Source organism: Pseudomonas sp. AFG_SD02_1510_Pfu_092, assembly GCF_003331055.1.
GTDB lineage: Bacteria > Pseudomonadota > Gammaproteobacteria > Pseudomonadales > Pseudomonadaceae > Aquipseudomonas.
This window is the reverse complement of sequence record NZ_PUQD01000008.1, coordinates 99,101-117,144: the sequence shown is the minus strand read 5'-3', so window position 1 is coordinate 117,144 and position 18,044 is coordinate 99,101. Positions and strand designations below refer to the sequence as shown.

At 62.9% G+C, this 18,044-nt stretch carries 21 protein-coding genes and 2 tRNA genes; 6 read left to right on the top strand and 17 right to left on the bottom strand.

Annotated features, from left to right (window positions below; genetic code table 11):
* Positions 1-32: 32 nt before the first annotated feature.
* The 4 genes from rplT to thrS all read right to left on the bottom strand — a co-directional run bounded on the left by rplT (position 33) and on the right by thrS (position 3,147).
* Positions 33-389, bottom strand: a complete 357-nt coding sequence (gene rplT / locus C6A77_RS06290) for a 50S ribosomal protein L20 (protein WP_003250671.1) — start codon at positions 387-389, stop codon at positions 33-35.
* Between the two features lie 27 nt (positions 390-416).
* Positions 417-611 (bottom strand): 50S ribosomal protein L35, encoded by a 195-nt coding sequence (gene rpmI / locus C6A77_RS06285; protein ID WP_003250667.1) that lies wholly within the window; start codon positions 609-611, stop codon positions 417-419.
* Positions 612-673: 62 nt separating this feature from the next.
* Positions 674-1,225, bottom strand: a complete 552-nt coding sequence (gene infC / locus C6A77_RS06280) for a translation initiation factor IF-3 (protein WP_177328455.1) — start codon at positions 1,223-1,225, stop codon at positions 674-676.
* Entirely contained in the window at positions 1,225-3,147 is a 1,923-nt protein-coding gene (thrS, locus tag C6A77_RS06275) for a threonine--tRNA ligase (RefSeq protein WP_114168572.1), read from the bottom strand. The genes infC and thrS overlap by 1 nt, the downstream gene beginning before the upstream one ends.
* Positions 3,148-3,482: 335 nt before the next feature.
* Between thrS and C6A77_RS06270 the strand changes: the two genes are divergently transcribed.
* Together C6A77_RS06270 and C6A77_RS06265 are read left to right on the top strand one after the other, a co-directional pair.
* The gene (locus C6A77_RS06270) at positions 3,483-3,788 is read left to right on the top strand and encodes a hypothetical protein (protein WP_112252430.1); all 306 of its coding nucleotides are present in this window, start codon (positions 3,483-3,485) and stop codon (positions 3,786-3,788) included.
* A 162-nt stretch (positions 3,789-3,950) separates the two neighbouring features.
* Positions 3,951-4,163: a cold-shock protein gene (locus C6A77_RS06265; RefSeq protein ID WP_003250656.1), complete on the top strand. Its 213-nt coding sequence runs from the start codon at positions 3,951-3,953 to the stop codon at positions 4,161-4,163.
* Between the two features lie 220 nt (positions 4,164-4,383).
* On the opposite strand, the gene C6A77_RS06255 is transcribed toward C6A77_RS06265, so the two are convergent.
* Positions 4,384-4,701: an I78 family peptidase inhibitor gene (locus C6A77_RS06255; RefSeq protein ID WP_114168568.1), complete on the bottom strand. Its 318-nt coding sequence runs from the start codon at positions 4,699-4,701 to the stop codon at positions 4,384-4,386.
* 260 nt (positions 4,702-4,961) lie between these two features.
* On the opposite strand from C6A77_RS06255, the gene C6A77_RS06250 reads away from it, so the two are divergent.
* Complete coding sequence (locus tag C6A77_RS06250; RefSeq protein ID WP_114168566.1) at positions 4,962-5,174, top strand: hypothetical protein; 213 nt, start codon at positions 4,962-4,964, stop codon at positions 5,172-5,174.
* Here the strand turns inward: C6A77_RS06250 and C6A77_RS06245 are convergent.
* The 7 genes from C6A77_RS06245 to C6A77_RS06215 all read right to left on the bottom strand — a co-directional run bounded on the left by C6A77_RS06245 (position 5,146) and on the right by C6A77_RS06215 (position 12,170).
* Positions 5,146-6,147 carry a nucleoside hydrolase gene (locus C6A77_RS06245; RefSeq protein WP_114168564.1) on the bottom strand — a complete coding sequence of 334 codons (1,002 nt, stop codon included), beginning with the start codon at positions 6,145-6,147 and terminating at the stop codon, positions 5,146-5,148. The two genes, C6A77_RS06250 and C6A77_RS06245, sit on opposite strands and share 29 nt — an antisense overlap.
* 154 nt (positions 6,148-6,301) lie before the next feature.
* Entirely contained in the window at positions 6,302-6,700 is a 399-nt protein-coding gene (rbsD, locus tag C6A77_RS06240; protein WP_114168562.1) for a D-ribose pyranase, read from the bottom strand.
* Entirely contained in the window at positions 6,697-7,605 is a 909-nt protein-coding gene (gene rbsK, locus C6A77_RS06235) for a ribokinase (protein ID WP_114168560.1), read from the bottom strand. Before rbsK ends, rbsD begins: the two co-directional genes overlap by 4 nt.
* 15 nt (positions 7,606-7,620) lie before the next feature.
* Positions 7,621-8,643 carry a LacI family DNA-binding transcriptional regulator gene (locus C6A77_RS06230; RefSeq protein ID WP_114168558.1) on the bottom strand — a complete coding sequence of 341 codons (1,023 nt, stop codon included), beginning with the start codon at positions 8,641-8,643 and terminating at the stop codon, positions 7,621-7,623.
* Positions 8,644-8,646: 3 nt separating this feature from the next.
* Entirely contained in the window at positions 8,647-9,642 is a 996-nt protein-coding gene (locus C6A77_RS06225; RefSeq protein WP_114168556.1) for an ABC transporter permease, read from the bottom strand.
* A complete protein-coding gene (locus C6A77_RS06220; RefSeq protein WP_114168554.1) occupies positions 9,639-11,192 on the bottom strand; it encodes a sugar ABC transporter ATP-binding protein in 1,554 nt (517 codons plus the stop codon). The genes C6A77_RS06225 and C6A77_RS06220 overlap by 4 nt, the downstream gene beginning before the upstream one ends.
* A 21-nt stretch (positions 11,193-11,213) precedes the next feature.
* Complete coding sequence (locus C6A77_RS06215; RefSeq protein WP_114168553.1) at positions 11,214-12,170, bottom strand: sugar ABC transporter substrate-binding protein; 957 nt, start codon at positions 12,168-12,170, stop codon at positions 11,214-11,216.
* 406 nt (positions 12,171-12,576) lie between these two features.
* Between C6A77_RS06215 and C6A77_RS06210 the strand changes: the two genes are divergently transcribed.
* Positions 12,577-13,665, top strand: coding sequence for an asparaginase (locus C6A77_RS06210; RefSeq protein ID WP_114168611.1), 1,089 nt, complete (start codon positions 12,577-12,579; stop codon positions 13,663-13,665).
* An 84-nt stretch (positions 13,666-13,749) separates the two neighbouring features.
* The gene (locus tag C6A77_RS06205; RefSeq protein WP_114168609.1) at positions 13,750-13,992 is read left to right on the top strand and encodes a DUF1654 domain-containing protein; all 243 of its coding nucleotides are present in this window, start codon (positions 13,750-13,752) and stop codon (positions 13,990-13,992) included.
* Between the two features lie 25 nt (positions 13,993-14,017).
* On the opposite strand, the gene C6A77_RS06200 is transcribed toward C6A77_RS06205, so the two are convergent.
* From C6A77_RS06200 to C6A77_RS06185, 4 genes are all read right to left on the bottom strand, one after another.
* On the bottom strand, positions 14,018-14,443 hold the full coding sequence (locus tag C6A77_RS06200) for a GTP pyrophosphokinase (protein WP_114168551.1): 426 nt from the start codon (positions 14,441-14,443) through the stop codon (positions 14,018-14,020).
* Positions 14,444-14,547: 104 nt separating this feature from the next.
* Complete coding sequence (locus tag C6A77_RS06195; RefSeq protein WP_114168549.1) at positions 14,548-15,117, bottom strand: SPOR domain-containing protein; 570 nt, start codon at positions 15,115-15,117, stop codon at positions 14,548-14,550.
* Positions 15,118-15,247: 130 nt separating this feature from the next.
* Positions 15,248-15,324: transfer RNA gene (locus tag C6A77_RS06190), tRNA-Val, on the bottom strand.
* Between the two features lie 155 nt (positions 15,325-15,479).
* Positions 15,480-15,556, bottom strand: a tRNA-Val gene (locus C6A77_RS06185).
* 203 nt (positions 15,557-15,759) lie between these two features.
* Here C6A77_RS06185 and C6A77_RS06180 point away from each other — a divergent pair.
* Positions 15,760-17,043 (top strand): FAD-binding oxidoreductase, encoded by a 1,284-nt coding sequence (locus C6A77_RS06180; protein WP_114168546.1) that lies wholly within the window; start codon positions 15,760-15,762, stop codon positions 17,041-17,043.
* A 120-nt stretch (positions 17,044-17,163) separates the two neighbouring features.
* Here the strand turns inward: C6A77_RS06180 and C6A77_RS06175 are convergent, their stop codons facing one another.
* Complete coding sequence (locus C6A77_RS06175) at positions 17,164-17,898, bottom strand: peptidase C39 family protein (protein ID WP_114168544.1); 735 nt, start codon at positions 17,896-17,898, stop codon at positions 17,164-17,166.
* Positions 17,899-18,044: the final 146 nt, after the last annotated feature.

Genomic DNA, 18,044 nt, shown 5'->3' with positions numbered 1-18,044 from the left:
CGCTAGCGCCGCCGGGTGATTGTCGCGGGTACTTAAGCCAGAACGGCTTTAGCTTTCTCGACAATCGCAGCAAACGCCGCTTTTTCGTTCACTGCCAGATCGGCCAGAACCTTACGGTCGATTTCGATCGAAGCCTTTTTCAGGCCAGCAATCAGACGGCTGTAGGACAGACCGTTGGTGCGGGCACCGGCGTTGATACGAGCGATCCACAGTGCGCGGAACTGACGCTTCTTCTGACGACGGTCACGGTAGGCATATTGACCTGCCTTGATGACAGCCTGCTTGGCAACGCGGAATACGCGCGAGCGTGCACCGTAGTAGCCTTTAGCCAGTTTCAGAATTTTCTTGTGACGCTTACGAGCGATGACGCCACGCTTAACACGAGCCATGAGTAACTTCCTCTATCTAAACCAGAATTAACGTACGCGCAGCATGCGCTCGACTTTTGCCACGTCAGACGGGTGCAGCAGGCTGGCACCGCGCAGTTGACGCTTACGCTTGGTCGACATTTTGGTCAGGATGTGGCTCTTGAAAGCGTGCTTGTGCTTGAAGCCGGAAGCGGTCTTCAGGAAGCGCTTCGCAGCACCGCTCTTGGTTTTCATTTTTGGCATGTTGGAACTCCGCATTCGATAAAAATTACACAATAATCATCAGGCCTGCCGTGCCCGGGAGATTACTTCTTCTTTTTGGGGGCGATGACCATCATAAGCTGGCGTCCTTCCATCTTCGGATGCTGCTCAACGGAGCCGTATTCGGCGAGGTCAGCTTCGACCCGCTTCAACAGTTCCATGCCCAGCTCCTGGTGGGCCATCTCACGGCCACGGAATCTCAGAGAGATCTTGGCCTTGTCCCCATCGGTAAGGAAACGTACCAGGTTGCGTAGTTTTACCTGGTAATCCCCTTCTTCCGTCCCTGGACGAAACTTGATTTCTTTGATCTGGATCTGCTTCTGGTTCTTCTTGGCTTCGTTGGCCTGCTTCTTCTTCTCGAAGAGGTGCTTGCCGTAGTCCATCACCTTGCAGACAGGCGGTACCGCGTCTGCAGAGATCTCCACCAGATCCAGCTTCGCTTCTTCAGCGATACGAAGCGCTTCATCAATCGAGACGATGCCAACCTGCTCGCCATCAGCGCCAATTAACCGAACCTCGCGGGCCGAGATATTCTCGTTGATCGGGGCCTTCGGTACAGCACGCTTATCGTTTCTCATTTCACGCTTAATAGTCATTACTCCGATTCTTGGCGTCCACGCCGGGAAACCGCTTGTGTCAGGAGCTCAGCGAACTGGGCGACGGGCATGGAGCCCAGGTCTGCGCCTTCGCGAGTACGCACAGCGACGGTTCGTGTTTCGACTTCGCGATCCCCTATAACCAAAAGGTACGGGACCTTGAGCAAAGTATGCTCGCGGATTTTAAAGCCGATCTTCTCATTTCTCAAGTCCGACTTGGCACGGAAACCGCTACCGTTCAGGGTATTTTCCACCTCGAGGGCGAAATCGGCCTGCTTGTCGGTGATGTTCATGATCACGGCCTGGGTCGGTGCCAGCCAGGCCGGGAACACACCGGCGTAGTGCTCGATCAGCATACCGATGAAGCGTTCGAACGAACCGAGAATGGCGCGGTGCAGCATGACCGGGCGAACTCGGCTGTTATCTTCGGCGATATAGCTGGCATCCAGGCGTTCTGGCAGGTTCGGGTCGTACTGCAGGGTACCGCACTGCCAGTTACGGCCGAGGCAGTCGCGCAGGGTGAACTCGATCTTCGGCCCGTAGAAGGCACCCTCGCCCGGCTGGTATTCCCATTCCAGGCCCGATTCGTTCAGGGCGTCGGCCAGTGCGCCTTCGGCACGGTCCCACAGCTCTTCGGAACCCACGCGCTTGGCCGGGCGGGTCGACAGCTTCATGGCGATGTCGCTGAAGCCGAAGTCCTTGTACACATCCAGGGTCAGCTTGATGAAGTCGGCGGCTTCTTTCTTCACCTGTTCTTCGGTGCAGAAGATATGCGCGTCGTCCTGCACAAAGCCACGCACGCGCATGATGCCGTGCAGCGCGCCGGACGGCTCATTACGGTGGCAGGCACCGAATTCGGCCAGGCGCAGCGGCAGGTCGCGGTAGCTTTTCAGGCCCTGGTTGAACACCTGCACGTGGCACGGGCAGTTCATCGGCTTTACCGCGTAGTCACGGCTTTCCGACGATGTGGTGAACATGTTCTCGGCGTAGTTGGACCAGTGGCCGGAGCGCTCCCAGAGAATGCGGTCGACAACCTGCGGGGTCTTGATTTCCTGGTAGCCGTTGACGCGCTGAACCTGGCGCATGTACTGCTCGAGCACCTGGTACACGGTCCAGCCGTTGGCGTGCCAGAACACCATGCCCGGCGCTTCCTCCTGCAGGTGGAACAGGTCGAGCTGCTTGCCGATCTTGCGGTGGTCGCGCTTTTCCGCTTCTTCGATGCGCTGGATGTACGCCGCCAGCTGCTTCTTGTCGGCCCAGGCGGTGCCGTACACGCGTTGCAGCTGTTCGTTCTTGGCATCACCGCGCCAGTAGGCGCCGGACAGCTTGGTCAGCTTGAACGCCTTGAGGAAGCGGGTGTTCGGCACGTGCGGACCACGGCACATGTCGACGTATTCTTCGTGGTAGTACAGGCCCATGGCCTGCTCGTCCGGCATGTCTTCGACCAGGCGCAGCTTGTAGTCTTCGCCACGGGCGCTGAACACCTCGATGACTTCGGCGCGCGGGGTCATCTTCTTGACCACGTCGTAGTCTTTGTCGATCAACTCCATCATGCGCTTTTCGATGGCGGCCATGTCTTCAGGGGTGAAGGGGCGCTCGTAGGCGATGTCGTAATAGAAGCCTTCGTCGATGACCGGGCCGATCACCATCTTGGCGGTCGGGTACAGCTGTTTCACCGCGTGGCCGACCAGGTGGGCGCACGAGTGACGGATGATCTCCAGTCCCTCTTCATCTTTAGGGGTGATGATCTGCAGGGTGGCGTCGTGGCTGATCAGGTCGCAGGCATCGACCAGTTTGCCATCGACCTTGCCGGCCACGGTGGCCTTGGCCAGGCCGGCGCCGATGGAAGCGGCGACTTCGGCTACGGACACGGCATGATCGAACGAACGCTGACTGCCATCGGGAAGAGTAATAACGGGCATGGCGCCTCCTCTCCTAGTGGTGACCCCTACCAAAGGTCACGTGGGTTGGGATGAGCCAGTACAAGATCCGCCCTGCCTTCCTGCACAGGAAGCCTGCCTCACAGTGGCAGAAGCCTTTCGGCTTGCGAGGGACGAACCAGAGTGACTGGGGAGAAAAAAGATAGCTGCGGCGCGCAACGGCGCGACCACAAGCCGGGCATGCTAGCACGCAGGTTGCGCGGCCGCAGAAATATTTGGAAATTACAGCCTTTGGGTGAACTAACGCGGAAAAATTCCTATCAGACTTTGGGAAGCAACCTACTCTTGATGAGACCTGACCCAAGGAGTAACTGGTTATGCGAGTTCCGTCTCTTCTGGCCCTGGCGGCCGCCGGCGCCCTGCTGCTGCCTGTGGCTGCGAACGCTGGCAACTTCCCAGCCGGGAAGGAGGCCGCCTACATGACCCAGTGCACCCAGGTGGCCAGCGGCCAAGGCGTTGACGCCGCGACCGCGAAAAAGCACTGCGATTGCGGTGCCCAAGCCATCAAAAAGAATTTCACCGACGCGGAGATCGCCGACCTGGACAGCAACGATGGCGTTGACGCCAAGCTGATGCAGAAAGCGCAAACCGTGGTGAAGCAAGCCTGCGCACCGAAAAGCTGAAACGTTGAAGCCGACGCGGGCTGGCCATTCTTTGAGATGGATCAAGATCCTGCGAAGGTAAAAGGCGCTAGATGCGCAGAATTAGACTATGATGTGTTCCGTGCTCCGTAGCCTCGGCCGCATTGCACCACTGAAAAAACTAAATGTTCTGGAGATTCACCCATGTCCAATCGCCAACAAGGCACCGTCAAATGGTTCAATGATGAGAAAGGCTACGGCTTCATCACCCCAGCAGGCGGCGGCGACGACCTGTTCGTTCACTTCAAGGCCATCGAATCCGACGGCTTCAAGAGCCTGAAAGAAGGCCAGACTGTTTCCTTCGTCGCCGAGCGCGGCCAGAAGGGCATGCAGGCTGCACAGGTTCGTCCGGAGTAATTCGGATAGCTGTAAAAAACCCGCCCTCGTGGCGGGTTTTTTTATGGGTGTTTACATGGGCCGACGGAGCTGGCCCAGGCGGCGCGGTTTTTTGTGGGAGCGGCCTCGTGTCGCGAAAGGGGCGCGAAGCGGCCCCAGGGTTTCAGCTCCGCAGCCTGTATTGCCGGGGCCGCTCTGCGGCCCTTTCGCGACGCAAGGCCGCTCCCACAAGGACCGTGTATCAACCGCAGTTGACGCGGGTCACCTTGCCTTGCTCGTCCACATTCAGGTTCAAGCGCTCGGAGCGGTACTCCAGGGTCACGACATCGTGTGGCTTGAGAATGCGTGCCAGCTGCGAACCGCTGGCCTTGCGCGCCTGCTCCAGCAGTTCGGCGCTGGCCGGTTTGCCAATGGCGAAATCGGCGCCGCTGGCCTCGCAGCGGCCATCATTGCCAGCCGCGGCTGACGCGGTGTCGCCAGCAGAATTGCCACCAGTGCTGCAACCAGCCAGGACAGCAGCCACCGCCAGGGTTGCCAGGTAAGCACGGGTACGGAACATGAAGCCTCCTAAAATCGGTCCGGGAACTGTCTGATCCGACAGTTCCACTACTGAATCGTTGCAAAACCGGACAAGTCTGCCTGAACCGCGCGCCGTGGGCGAAAGCCAATCGTGACCGAATTTTACCGCTGCGCCGACGAGGCGCTTGGTTTGCCCGGCAATCTCATGATTTACTTCCAGAAGTGAAGGCACAGTGCCTCCTGCGCACACCAGGATCCGGTGTTCGCCCCATCGTCCCGGGCCCCAAGCGAGAGCCTTTCATGAGCAGCCACAGCATCGATGCCGATATCAAGGTCAAATGGGCCGAGGGCCAGAGCGCGTACAGCCCTGGCACACCGGAGGAGCTGCTATTGATTGCCATCGACCTGCTGGTGCGTGATCGCGGTGCCGAAGCGGCACGCAGCTTCGTCGACCAGGTGCTCGAACGCTTCGCGCCGCACCCGGCTATTGCAATCGCGCCAAACGGGCGCTGAGCAGGTCGAACAACCCCTGGGCATCGCCCTGCTCTACCCACAGCACGTTGGCAGGCTGCTTGAGCACAGCGTACCAGTCGGCAATGGTCTGGCCCAAGGTCGGGCCTTCGCGGCTGTCGATGCTCAGGTGAATGCGCCGGCCGCTGAACAGTTCGGGCTTTAGCAGGTAGGCGATGACACTGGCATCGTGCACCGGGCCGCCCGGCATGCCGTACAGGTCCATGTCGTGGGTGACATAGGTGTCGAGGATGTCCACCACGCGCTTGCTGGCCTGGTTGTTAACGGCGGCCAGCTGCTTGAGCCGGGCCTCGCTGGTCAGTAGCTTGTGGGTGACGTCCAGCGGCAGGTAGGTCAGTTGCACGCCGCTGGCCAGCACCACTTCGGCGGCATGCGGGTCGGCGTAGAGGTTGAATTCCGCCACCGGGGTGATGTTGCCGCCGTTGAAATGCGCGCCACCCATGACCACCACTTCCTTGATGCCTTTGGCGATGTCCGGGCGCTGGATCAGCGCCAGGGCCAGGTTGGTCTGTGGCCCGAGCATGGCCAGGGTGATGCTGTGCGGCTTGGCGGCGCCGAGGGTGTCGACCAGGTACTGCACGGCATTACCCGCGGCCAGCGGCGCTTTCGGTTCGTACACCTGTATGCCGGTGAGGCCTTCTTCGCCGTGCACGGCGGCGGCGTAGATCGGCTTGCGCACCAGCGGGCGAGCGGCGCCAGCGTACACCGGGATGTCTTCGCGGCCGGCCCATTCGCGGGCCAGGCGGGCGTTGCGCGAGGTTTTTTCCAGGCGCACGTTGCCGGCCACGGTGGTGATGGCGCGAATGTGCAGCTGGTCGGGCGAAGCCATGGCCAGGAACAGCGCGACCACATCGTCGGCGCCGGGGTCGGTGTCGATGATCAGGTCGATCGGGGCGGCCTGGAGGGTTGTCGCTGCGGCCATGAAGGCGATTCCTTGTAGCAAGGGTTTGAGCATGGGTGGCACTCCTGTTGCCTGGGTGGTGGTTGCTGGGGCCGCTTTGCGGCCCATCGCCGGCAAGCCAGCTCCCACAGGTACTGCATGACCTCAAGCACTGTGCAGCAACCTGTGGGAGCTGGCTTGCCGGCGATTCGGGGCGCAACCCCCGCCTTCAGAAAGTCACGCCGGAAATCAGCGCGATGTTGCTGTAGGGCTGGCACTCGCCGGTGCGCACCACGGCGCGAGCATTGCGCGACAGCGCTTTGAAATCTTCATGGCTGCGCCATTCGCGCTTGCCCAGCTTGCCCTTCAGCCGCTCGATCTCGACCAGCGCCGGTGGCACCACTTTCTGCATTTCTTCGGCCAGCACGTGGCGCTCCACCTGCAATTCGCTCAGCACCGCGCGCAGCACGCTGGCGAAATCCGGCAAACCAGGGGTAACCGCCAGGTCGATCAGTTCCACGCCCGGCGGCACCGGCAGCCCGGCGTCGCCGATCACCAGAATGTCGCCATGCCCCATGCCGGCAATGGTGCGCGACAGGGCTACGTTCAGCAGCGGGGTTTTCTTCATGGTGTCAGCTCTGCCAGGTAGGGAATCGACGGCTGCGCGCCGGCACGGGTGACCGACAGCGCGGCGGCGCGCTGGCCGAAGGCAATCGCTTCGCCCTCCTCCATACCGCGCACCAGGCCAGCAGCAAAACCACCAATGAAGGTATCGCCGGCTGCAGTGGTGTCCAGCGGCTGCACCTGCGGCGCAGGGAAGTGCCGGTGCCCGTGGGCAGTAACCAGCAGGGCCCCTTGCGCACCCAGGGTAATGATCACCTTGCCCGCCCCCAGCTGGCGCAAACGCTCGCCGGCGCGGCGTGCACTGCCCAGGTCGGTCACTGCGATCCCGCTCAGGGCTTCGGCCTCGCTTTCGTTGGGGGCCAGGTAGTCGACGTTGGCGAACCAGTCGGCAGGCAGCGGGCCGGTGGCCGGCGCCGGGTTGAGGATCACCTGCTTGCCCAGTTCACGCCCCCTGGCCAAGGTCCAGGCCACGGTCTCGGTCGGCACCTCCAGCTGGCAGATGATCACCTCGGCAGCTTGCAGCAGCGCATCGAAGCGCTGCACCGACTGCGGCGTCAGCAGGCCGTTGCCGCCAGGAATGATGACGATGCAGTTCTGGCTGGCGGCATCCACGGTGATCAGCGCCACACCACTGGACACCCCCGGGCAGGTGTCGACCGCCCGGCAGTCGACACCCTCTACAAACAGGGCCTGGCGCAGCTGCTGGCCATAGGCATCGTCGCCGACGTTACCGATCATCGCCACGCTGCCGCCCAGGCGCGCCACGGCCACGGCCTGGTTGGCCCCCTTGCCGCCCGGCACGGTGAAAAAACTGTCGCCAGGCAGCGTTTCGCCGGCCCGGGGCAGGCGCTGGGCGCGGGCCACCAGGTCCATGTTGAGGCTACCGACCACCACGACCTTGGCACTCATGACATTTCCTTAGCGTTAGCGGTAATCGTTGAACAGGTCCGGGCGCGGCCCGGTGGATTCGCGCAGGACGATACGCGGGGCGACGATACGTTGCTCTGCCGCGCCCTGCCGAGGGGTACCGATACGCGCCAGCAACAGCGACGCGGCGCTCTCGCCCAGCTCGCGGATCGACTGGCCTACGGTGGTCAGTGGCGGGTACACATAACGGCTGAGCTCGATGTCGTCGAAGCCGATCACCGACAGTTCCGCCGGCACGCTGATCTTGCGTTCGGCAGCGGCGCGCAGCACGCCAAAACCGATCATGTCGTTGCCGGCGAAAATCGCCGTCGGCCGCTCGCCTTGCAGCAGCTGCGCCGCCGCGGCATGGCCGCCGGGACTGGTGAAGTCGCAATGCAGCACGCGGTTGCCCTGCACCGGCGCCGCAGCCTCGGCCATGGCGCGGTGGAAGCCGCTGAGGCGCAGCCGGGTCACCCCGGCCTCGGCGGGGCCGCCGATGTAGGCAATGTCGCGGTGGCCGAGCGCCAGCAGATGCTGGGTGGCCAGATAAGCACCGTGTTCGTGGTCGATGCGCACCAGGTCGGCATCGACGCCCTCCAGTTCGCGGTCGACGATGACCATGGGCGTGCGCACGCAAGCCAGGCTTTGCTGCAGGTCGCCGTCCTCGCCCACCGAGGCCACCACCAGACCGTCGATGCGTTTTTCCAGCAGTACGCGCAGGTAGCTGCGCTGCTTCTGCGGGTCGTCATCGGAGTTGCACAGGATCACGCAGTAGCCGTTGCGTTCGCAGGCGTCTTCGATACCCCGCGCCAGCTCGGCAAAGTACGGGTTGACGCTGTTAGGCACCAGCAGGCCGATGGTGGCCGTGCTGCGCGCCTTCAACGACCGCGCCACGGCGCTGGGCACGTAGTCGAGCTCGGCGATGGCGGCTTCGACTTTCAGCCGCACCTGCTCGCTGACCGGGCGGGTCTTGTTCAGCACATGGGACACGGTGGTGTAGGAAATACCTGCCAGTGCCGCGACGTCTTTGATGGTTGCCATGAGTCAGTTCCGCCGGCCTGCACGCCGGCTACGGTAAGTGTCGAGCACCACGGCGATGACGATCACCGCCCCGGTGATGATGCGTTTGGTCGGTTCGCTGGCGCCGATCTGCGCCAGCCCGGCCGCCAGCACCGAAATGATCAGCACGCCAAAGAAGGTGCTGATGACCGAGCCACGCCCGCCCATCAGGCTGGTGCCGCCGATCACCACGGCGGCGATCACCTGCAGCTCCAGGCCGGAGCCGGCGTTGGGGTCGGCCGCTTCCAGGCGGGAAATCTGGAACAGCGCGGCCAGGCCGGCGAGCAGGCCCATCAGGGCGAACACCAGCACCTTGTACGGGCGCGGGTCGATGCCAGCCAGGCGCACGGCTTCTTCGTTGGTGCCAATGCCGATCAGGTAGCGGCCGAACACCGTGCGCGTCAGCACCAAGTGGGCCAGCACGATGACCAGCAAGGCGATGATGAACGCCGGCGAGATCCCGAATGCGACGGGGTTGGAGAACCAGGCATAGGCGTCGCCGATGTACGCGGTGCGCGAGTCGGTGAACTGGTAGGCCAGGCCGCGCGCCATTTCCAGCACGCCGAGCGAGACGATGAACGAGGGAATGCGCCAGGCCACGGTGACGCCGCCGGTGATGCTGCCCGCCAGCGCGGCGACGGCCATGCCCAGCAGGGCCGAGGGCAGCACGCCCCAGCCCCAGCCGAGAATCGCCACACTGACGGTCGAGGCCGCCAGCGCCAGCACCGAGCCCACCGACAGGTCGATGCCGCCGATGATCAGCACGAAGGTCATGCCCACCGCCAGCACCATCAGGTCGGGGATCTGGTTGGCCAGGGTGCTGAAGGTGCTGTACGACCAGAAATGGCTGCTGAGGAACGAGAACAGCACGATCATCGCCAGCAAGGCGCCGGCCAGGCCCAGGTAGGTACCCAGGCCAAGGTAAGTGCCAGTGCGGCGCAGCGGTGCGGCGCCCTGGCTGTGCAGCGGAGTGGTTTTCATGCGTCCATCCTGGGGGCTGCGTCATGCAGCAGCGCGTCACGTTTCTGATAACCGGCAAAGGCCGCCGCCAACAGTTGGTCCTGGCTCCATTGCTCGCGCGCGAAGGTGTCGATCAGGCGGCCAGCCGAGAGCACGGCGATCCGGTCGCAGATCAGCATCAGTTCGCGCAGGTCGCTGGACACCACCACCAGGGCCTTGCCCTGGCGCGCCAGCTCGGCCAGCAAGCCATAGATGTCGAACTTGGCGCCGACGTCGATGCCGCGGGTAGGCTCATCGAACAGCAGCACCTGGCAGTCGCGCTCCAGCCAGCGGCCGATCACCACCTTCTGCTGGTTGCCGCCGGACAACTCGCTCACCACTTGCTGCGGGCCGGCACTGCGAATGCGCATGGCCTGGATCTGGCGTTCGGCCAAGGCCCTTTCGGCCTCGCCATCGAGCACCCCGGCGCGGGAAACGGCGCCAAGGTTACCCAAGGCGATATTGGCACTGATCGACTGGGTCAGCAGCAGGCCTTCGCCTTTGCGGTCTTCGGTGATCAGGGCGATACCGGCTTGCACTGCGGCCTTGGGCGAATCGATGTTGACCACCTGGGGCGGCTGGCCGAGCGCAATGCTGCCGCTGTCGGCACGGTCGGCGCCGTAGATCAGGCGCAGCAGCTCGGTACGGCCGGCGCCGATCAGGCCGGAAATACCGAATATCTCCCCTGCCCTGACCTCGAACGACACCTCGCGCACCTTGTCCGCACGGCAGAGCTTGTCGACTTTGAGCAACGGCACGCCGATCTGTCGGCGGCCCAGGTCGATGTGCTCGCCCAGTTCGCGGCCAACCATCAGGTTGACCAGCTCGGCACTGCTGTAGCGCTGGATCGGCTCGTCGCAAACCAGCTTGCCGTCGCGCAGCACGACGATGCGCTGGGCCACCCGCTGCAGTTCTTCCAGGCGGTGGGAGATGTAGACGATGGCCACGCCGCGTTGGCGCAGGCGCTCGATCTGGGTGAACAACAGCTCCACCTCGCGCGCGGTGAGCATGGCGGTGGGCTCGTCGAAGATCAGCACATGGCAGTCGCCGATCAGGTTGCGGGCGATCTCGACCATCTGCTGATGGCCAATGCCCAGCTCGCCGACCGGGGTGTCCGGGTCGATGGCGTCGAGGCCGACCTGGGCCATGGCGGCCACGGCCAGCTGGCGCAGGCGCTTCTGGCTGATCCAGCCAAAGCGCCCGGGCAGGTTGTCGAGGAACAGGTTTTCCGCCACGGTCAACGTCGGCAGCAGGTTCAGCTCCTGCATGACCATGCGCACGCCGAGGCGCTCAGCCTCGCTGCGGCTGCCGGGCGCATAGGCCTGGCCGCGGTAGGTCATGTGCCCGGTGGTGGGGGTTTCCAGGCCGCTGATGAGTTTGGACAGGGTGCTCTTGCCGGCGCCGTTCTCGCCGGTCAGGGCCAGCACTTCGCCGGCTCGCAGGTTCAGGCTGACCTCGCCGAGCACCGGCTGGGCGTAGGTCTTGCCAAGGCCGCTGGCGGCGAGCACCACTTCATTGGCCGATGCAGGCATGGCGGTTTCTCCGGCCAGCGGTCAGGGCTTGGTGATGAGTTGGACAGGGGTCTGGATGACGTTGTCGGCATCCACATCGGGCTTCTCGCCCTTGACCATTTTCAACGCCGCCTGAATACCGAACACCGCTTGCTGGCTGGCCGCCTGGTCGAGGGTGGCCAGCACACGCCCGTCAGCGAGCATCGGCTTGATGGCGTTGATGTTGTCGTAGCCGACCACCTGCACCTGGCCAGTCTTGCCGGCGGCGCGCACGGCCGAAACCGCGCCCAGGGCCATGCTGTCGTTGCCGGCCAGCAGCGCTTTCAGGTCGGGGTATTCATTGAGCATGGAGGCGGCAACGGCGTTGCCTTTGTCGATTTCCCAGTTGCCGCTCTGCACCGAGACGATCTTGATCTGCGCGGCGTCCATGGCATCCTTGAAGCCGGCGCTGCGCTGCTGGACGTTGGTGGTGGTCGGCACACCTTCGATGATGCCGACCTGGTCGCCGGCCTTGAGCTTCTCGTTGGCCAGGTAGTCGCCCACCAGGCGCGCGCCCTTGCGGTTGTCGGGGCCGACGAAGGGCACGCTGATGCCTTTGCTCTTGAGCAGTTCCGGGTCCAGGCGGTTGTCGATGTTGATCACCACCACGCCTTGATCCATGGCCTTCTTCACTGCCGACACCAGCGCCTTGGAATCGGCCGGGGCAATGACCAGGGCCTTGGCGCCGGCGTTGACCATTTGTTCGACGATGCGGATCTGTTCGCCGGTGTCAGTCTCGTTCTTGATACCGTTGGCGATCAGCTCGAATTGGTCGGTGTGTTCTTTCTGGTAGGCCTTGGCGCCATCCTCCATGGTGCGGAAGAACTCGTTGGCCAGTGATTTCATGACCAGGGCGACTTTGGGCTTTTCTTCGGCATGGGCGGCAGAAAGTGGCAGCGCGAAGGGCAGCGAGGCAATGACCGCGAGGGCCAGCAGACGACCGGGGAACGGCAGTTTCATGGGCGATGACTCCGGATCTTGTGTTTTTTTTGTCGGATCGCAAACGTTTGCGTTGACCTACTATGGAAACAGGACCGGGGTTTGTCAAACCGTTTGGCTTTATAAGCCGAACGACTGCTAGTACCGATTATCCAGAATTTTTCCGAAAAGCCGAACACCTTTTCCTACGCTTGTTCGGAATCTCGAATGGAATACTTGCCCCTTGCGGGAACGACCTTGCGCCGTGATGGCGATACGCAGCGGTTTCGGAAGCTGTGCAGGGGCCCGGCCCTGAGGCTGCTGCGCAGCCCTTTCGCGACGCAAGGGCGCTCCTGCAACCGCCGCCCGTGCAAGCTTGGTACGAAACATGCCTGAATGCCTGCGCGACTCGATAACCATCTCACTAGGAAGAGAGAGAACAATAATGATGAACGCCGCACTGAAAACCTTCGCCCCCAGCGCACTCGCCCTGCTGCTGATCCTGCCCACCAGCGTTTCGGCCAAGGAAGCCGAAACCCAGCAGAAACTGGCCAACGTGGTCATTCTTGCCACCGGTGGCACCATTGCCGGTGCTGGCGCCAGCGCCGCCAACAGCGCCACCTACCAGGCCGCCAAAGTGGGGGTCGACAAGCTGATCGCCGGCGTGCCGGAACTGGCCGACCTGGCCAACGTTCGTGGCGAGCAGGTGATGCAGATCGCCTCGGAAAGCATCTCCAACGACGACCTGCTCAAGCTCGGCAAACGCGTTGCCGAACTGGCCGAAAGCAACGACGTCGATGGCATCGTCATCACCCACGGCACCGACACCCTGGAAGAAACCGCCTACTTCCTCAACCTGGTGGAAAAGACCGACAAGCCAATCGTGGTGGTCGGTTCGATGCGCCCGGGCACCGCCATGTCGGCTGACGGCATGCTCAACCTGTACAACGCCGTGGCCGTGGCCAGCGACAAGCAGTCGCGCGGCAAAGGCGTGCTGGTGACCATGAACGACGAAATCCAGTCCGGCCGCGATGTCAGCAAATCGGTCAACATCAAGACCGAAGCGTTCAAGAGCGCCTGGGGCCCGATGGGCATGGTGGTGGAAGGCAAATCTTACTGGTTCCGCCTGCCGGCCAAGCGCCACACGGTCAACTCCGAGTTCGACATCAAGCAGATCAGCAGCCTGCCGCAAGTGGACGTTGCCTATGGTTATGGCAATGTCACCGACACCGCCTACAAGGCCCTGGCCCAGAACGGCGCCAAGGCGCTGATCCATGCCGGTACCGGCAACGGCTCGGTGTCGTCGCGGGTCGTGCCGGCGCTGCAGGAGCTGCGCAAGAACGGCGTACAGATCATCCGCTCGTCGCACGTGAATCAGGGCGGTTTCGTGCTGCGCAACGCCGAACAGCCGGATGACAAGAACGACTGGGTCGTCGCCCACGACCTGAACCCGCAAAAAGCGCGGATTCTGGCAATGGTCGCCATGACCAAGACCCAGGACAGCAAGGAGCTGCAGCGGATCTTCTGGGAATACTGATCGCGCCCGGCTTTTCGGGGTGGTGTTGCGAAAATGCCCACAGTGAAATACTGTATGTGCGTACAGCACAACAAGGAAATCCCTGTGTCCAGCACCGCCTCCGCCACCCCGAGCAGCTATGCCCAACTGGGTATGCGCATCCAGAAGATCATCAACAGCCCTACCGCCCAGCGCAGCCGCGCAGCGCTGATCTTCCGCCTGGACCAGGAAACCCCGGAAGACTGGGAAACCCTGCTCGAGGAAATCGCCGAAAACGACAACGTCACCCTCGCCCACCGCGACGATGGCGGCGTGCAGATTTTCTGGACGGTGCCGAAGGACGACTGACCTTGCACAGGGCCTGCGGCCGAGCTCAGGCCAGTGCCTGCAGGTAAGCGCTGGCTTCGCGGTAGCGCGTCAGCCGCGCGAGGTCGGCAGGGCTTGGGCATGGAATACGGGAAAGGTCGCTGTTGTCGGCCAGATCGGCCAGTTTGACGGTGCGCGCCAGCGGGTCGTCGCCCAGGCGCACCACGAAGTCCTGGTAGGCTTCGCCCTCACGGCGGCTGAGCGCCAGCAAGGCGGCAAGAATCTTCAGCGCGAAGCCCTCGCGTGCCAGGTCGGACAGGGTCAGCGGCGTGTCTTCGATCACATCGTGAAGCACCGCGACAATCCGTTGTTCAGGTGTGGAAACCCGCATCATCACGCGTAGCGGGTGAAGGATATAGGCCGCCCCACCCCTGTCGTATTGCCCTTCATGCGCCCTGGCGGCCACGGCAATGGCCCGCTCCAGTGTAGACATGAGGCCCTCCCCGTTCAGCTTCCTCTTGCCAAGCATAGCCAAAACTGGGCGCACATTGTCTAGCGCAACGTGCTTGCGGGGTCTAGCGCAACGTGCCGGCGGGGTTAGCGAGCCGCGCCGTGCTGGATGACCACCGAATCGGTACCCAGCTTGGCCATGACCTCGGCCTTGCGGGCTTCGGCTTCTTCGCGGGTCGGGAACGGCCCCATCAGCACCACCGGCTTGCCGTCGCGGTACTCCACCGAGGACGGGATGCCCTTTTCGATCAGGCGGGCAGTCATGTCGCTGAGCGCGCCCATGTTGGCGCCCTGGATCACTTCCACATCCCAGCCTTGCGGGGCAGGCTGGCCGGCCAGGGCTTCGGCCCGGCGCTGCAGCTCGGCGCCACCGCACAGTTCGCGGATACGCAGGTTGTTGCCGTTGTCATCGACGATGATTTCGTATTGGCCATCGCGCTTGATCGCCACGTAGCTGCGGTAGGCCTCGTACTGGCCGGCATCGTCCTTGCCGCGGACCTGGCCGCAGAGAGTACCGTGGGTGTCGATCCGCACGTTGCCGAACTTGGCGGTCTTGGGGTTGTGCAGGTGTTCAGCCACCTGCTTGTGCACGCCTTCGACCTCGTTCTCACAGCCCGCCAGGGCGAGCACTGCCATTACCACAGCCAGTTTGCGCACGCGTGTACCTCCAGATTCGAAGGGGCGGATTCTAGCATGCCGGGCCATGCCCGAAGCGCGACCAAACGTTACACGCTGCTTCGCGCGCACAGCAAAAAGGGCGATCATTGCTGATCGCCCTTTTTCGATTTGGTAGGCACAATTGGACTCGAACCAACGACCCCCACCATGTCAAGGTGGTGCTCTAACCAACTGAGCTATGTGCCTGTCGTGTGGTGCGCATATTAGAGATCGAATGCGCGCCTGTAAAGCGTTTTTTCAGAAAAATCAAAAACTTTCAGGCTTTTGCCGCGCAGCCCTCGGGGCGCAGGAAAGCCCAATGAAAAAAGGAGTGACCCTTACGGATCACCCCTTTTTCGATTTGGTAGGCACAATTGGACTCGAACCAACGACCCCCACCATGTCAAGGTGGTGCTCTAACCAACTGAGCTATGTGCCTGTCGTGTGGTGCGCATTCTACGCATTCCAAAAACCCTGTCAACACTTTTTTTCGCGCTAAGCTACTGAATCTAAAACTGTTTATAGAAAGACGAGCGGATAGGGTCCGGGTAAAGGATTTTCAACGGACGACTAGCGGGTGTTTATTATTATTGATAGCATCGGTACATTCGTTAAAAATATAAAACACGAGGTTCCTGCAGCATGGCTAACACCCCCTACCCCCAGTCCTACTACGCCGCCTCGGCCAACCCGGTGCCGCCACGTCCGGCGCTGCAGGGTGAGGTGGAAACCGATGTATGCGTCATCGGTGCCGGCTACACCGGCCTGTCCAGCGCGTTGTTCCTGCTGGAAAACGGCTTCAAGGTGAGCATCGTCGAAGCGGCCAAGGTCGGCTTCGGCGCGTCGGGCCGCAACGGTGGCCAGATCGTCAACAGCTACAGCCGCGACATCGACGTCATCGAACGCACCGTCGGCCCCCAGCAGGCACAACTGCTGGGCCACATGGCCTTCGAAGGCGGGCGCATCATTCGTGAGCGCGTGGCCAAGTACAACATCCAGTGCGACCTGAAGGACGGCGGCGTGTTCGCCGCCCTGACCAGCAAGCAGATGGGCCACCTGGAATCGCAAAAGCGCCTGTGGGAACGCTTTGGCCACAATCAGCTGGAGCTGATGGACCAGAAGCGCATCCGCGAAGTGGTCGCTTGCGACAACTATGTGGGCGGTATGCTGGACATGAGCGGCGGGCACATCCACCCGCTGAACCTGGCCCTGGGCGAAGCCGCTGCGGTCGAGTCGCTGGGCGGCATCATCTATGAGCAGACCCCGGCGGTACGTATCGAGCGTGGCGCCAACCCGGTGGTGCACACCCCGCAGGGCAAGGTCCGCGCCAAGTTCATCATCGTCGCGGGCAACGCCTACCTGGGCAACCTGGTGCCGGAACTGGCCAGCAAGTCCATGCCATGCGGCACCCAGGTGATCACCACCGAGCCACTGGGCGACGAACTGGCGCGCACCCTGCTGCCGCAGGACTACTGCGTCGAAGACTGCAATTACCTGCTCGACTACTACCGCCTGACCAGTGACAAGCGCCTGATCTTCGGTGGTGGCGTGGTGTATGGCGCGCGTGACCCGGCCAACATCGAGGCGATCATCCGCCCGAAGATGCTCAAGGCCTTCCCGCAACTGAAGAACGTGAAGATCGACTACGCCTGGACCGGCAACTTCCTGCTGACCCTGTCGCGCCTGCCGCAGGTTGGCCGTATCGGTGACAACATCTACTACTCCCAGGGCTGCTCGGGTCACGGCGTGACCTACACCCACCTGGCGGGCAAGGTGCTGGCCGAAGCCATGCGTGGCCAGGCCGAGCGTTTCGACGCCTTCGCCGGCCTGCCGCACTACCCGTTCCCGGGTGGGCAAATGCTGCGCGTGCCGTTCAGCGCCCTTGGCGCCTGGTATTACAGCCTGCGTGATCGCCTGGGCTTCTGATGTAGGCAGGCCTGGCCCTTTCGCGGGTAAACCCGCTCCCACAGGGATATCACTGGACCTGAGGGCAGCGGGTTTCCTGTGGGAGCGGGTTTACCCGCGAAAGGGCCGGCACAGGCCAAGTTACTTGTTCAGGCTACTAACAGCCTGCTTCGCCGCAATTTCCTGCCCCGCCTTGGCCAGCTCATCTGCCGCCTGCAACCAGCGCTGTCGGTCCACCTGCGCCGGCAACTGCCGCGGTGGCTGCACCAGCACTGCCCAACTGCCCTGCCCGGCCCACGCCGAGGCAAAGCTGTCGAATGCCATCAACTGCCGCCGGTGCATGCCCGAGCGCAACAGCACCCGCTGCTTGTAACGATCATAGCCAATCAGCACGGCATAGCGGGGCTCGCCCCACCAGGCCGTCCCGTCCTCGTAACGCAGCAGCACCGGGTTGCCCGCCGCCACCTGGGTCAGCAGCGCGTCCAGCTGCTTGTCCAGCGGGTACACCACCATGCCGTAATCGCGTGCCACACGCGGAATAGCCGTGCCCAGCGCGTCAGCCCCCTCAGGCAGGTTCAGCGGCTTGTCCAGCAGCCCCGGCGTGATCGGTGCGCCCTGCTGCGACAACACCGCAGCCAAGGCCATGGCGCCGCTGTGGTTGGCGTTACCACGGTAGAACGGCACGCTGCTGATCTCGACCCGCTGCGGCAGGCCATTGAGGCTGGCGGGCGGCGCACTGGCACAGCCGGCCAGGCTGGCGGCGACCAGGCAGGCGGCCAGCAAACGACGGGGGGCGGTGATTAAGGATGGTTGCGGCATGGACACTCGCTTGTTCCAACGCCAGGCAGGCAGCGCCTGGCTCTGGCCACCGATCATAGGTCCGACAGCGGCGCGGGTATAGTCCGACAGCGGCTTGGAGCGAATCGGCCTTGGCGATAGACCTTTGTTCGATGGAACGTCACAGGCAAAGCGCTAGACTAAAGCAGTGTCTGGAAGGCCAACGCTGACCAATCGAGCGCTGG

Bases quoted from the DNA above. Each gene is read 5' to 3' on its own strand.
- C6A77_RS06180 (WP_114168546.1), top strand. From the start codon at position 15,760: ATGGCTAACACCCCCTACCCCCAGTCCTACTACGCCGCCTCGGCCAAC.
- rpmI (WP_003250667.1), bottom strand. From the start codon at position 611: ATGCCAAAAATGAAAACCAAGAGCGGTGCTGCGAAGCGCTTCCTGAAG.
- C6A77_RS06250 (WP_114168566.1), top strand. From the start codon at position 4,962: ATGAGCAGCCACAGCATCGATGCCGATATCAAGGTCAAATGGGCCGAG.
- infC (WP_177328455.1), bottom strand. From the start codon at position 1,225: ATGACTATTAAGCGTGAAATGAGAAACGATAAGCGTGCTGTACCGAAG.
- C6A77_RS06265 (WP_003250656.1), top strand. From the start codon at position 3,951: ATGTCCAATCGCCAACAAGGCACCGTCAAATGGTTCAATGATGAGAAA.
- thrS (WP_114168572.1), bottom strand. From the start codon at position 3,147: ATGCCCGTTATTACTCTTCCCGATGGCAGTCAGCGTTCGTTCGATCAT.
- C6A77_RS06215 (WP_114168553.1), bottom strand. From the start codon at position 12,170: ATGAAACTGCCGTTCCCCGGTCGTCTGCTGGCCCTCGCGGTCATTGCC.
- C6A77_RS06210 (WP_114168611.1), top strand. From the start codon at position 12,577: ATGAACGCCGCACTGAAAACCTTCGCCCCCAGCGCACTCGCCCTGCTG.
- C6A77_RS06230 (WP_114168558.1), bottom strand. From the start codon at position 8,643: ATGGCAACCATCAAAGACGTCGCGGCACTGGCAGGTATTTCCTACACC.
- rplT (WP_003250671.1), bottom strand. From the start codon at position 389: ATGGCTCGTGTTAAGCGTGGCGTCATCGCTCGTAAGCGTCACAAGAAA.
- C6A77_RS06175 (WP_114168544.1), bottom strand. From the start codon at position 17,898: ATGATCGGTGGCCAGAGCCAGGCGCTGCCTGCCTGGCGTTGGAACAAG.
- C6A77_RS06245 (WP_114168564.1), bottom strand. From the start codon at position 6,147: ATGCTCAAACCCTTGCTACAAGGAATCGCCTTCATGGCCGCAGCGACA.
- C6A77_RS06220 (WP_114168554.1), bottom strand. From the start codon at position 11,192: ATGCCTGCATCGGCCAATGAAGTGGTGCTCGCCGCCAGCGGCCTTGGC.
- C6A77_RS06225 (WP_114168556.1), bottom strand. From the start codon at position 9,642: ATGAAAACCACTCCGCTGCACAGCCAGGGCGCCGCACCGCTGCGCCGC.
- C6A77_RS06270 (WP_112252430.1), top strand. From the start codon at position 3,483: ATGCGAGTTCCGTCTCTTCTGGCCCTGGCGGCCGCCGGCGCCCTGCTG.
- rbsK (WP_114168560.1), bottom strand. From the start codon at position 7,605: ATGAGTGCCAAGGTCGTGGTGGTCGGTAGCCTCAACATGGACCTGGTG.
- C6A77_RS06255 (WP_114168568.1), bottom strand. From the start codon at position 4,701: ATGTTCCGTACCCGTGCTTACCTGGCAACCCTGGCGGTGGCTGCTGTC.
- rbsD (WP_114168562.1), bottom strand. From the start codon at position 6,700: ATGAAGAAAACCCCGCTGCTGAACGTAGCCCTGTCGCGCACCATTGCC.
- C6A77_RS06200 (WP_114168551.1), bottom strand. From the start codon at position 14,443: ATGTCTACACTGGAGCGGGCCATTGCCGTGGCCGCCAGGGCGCATGAA.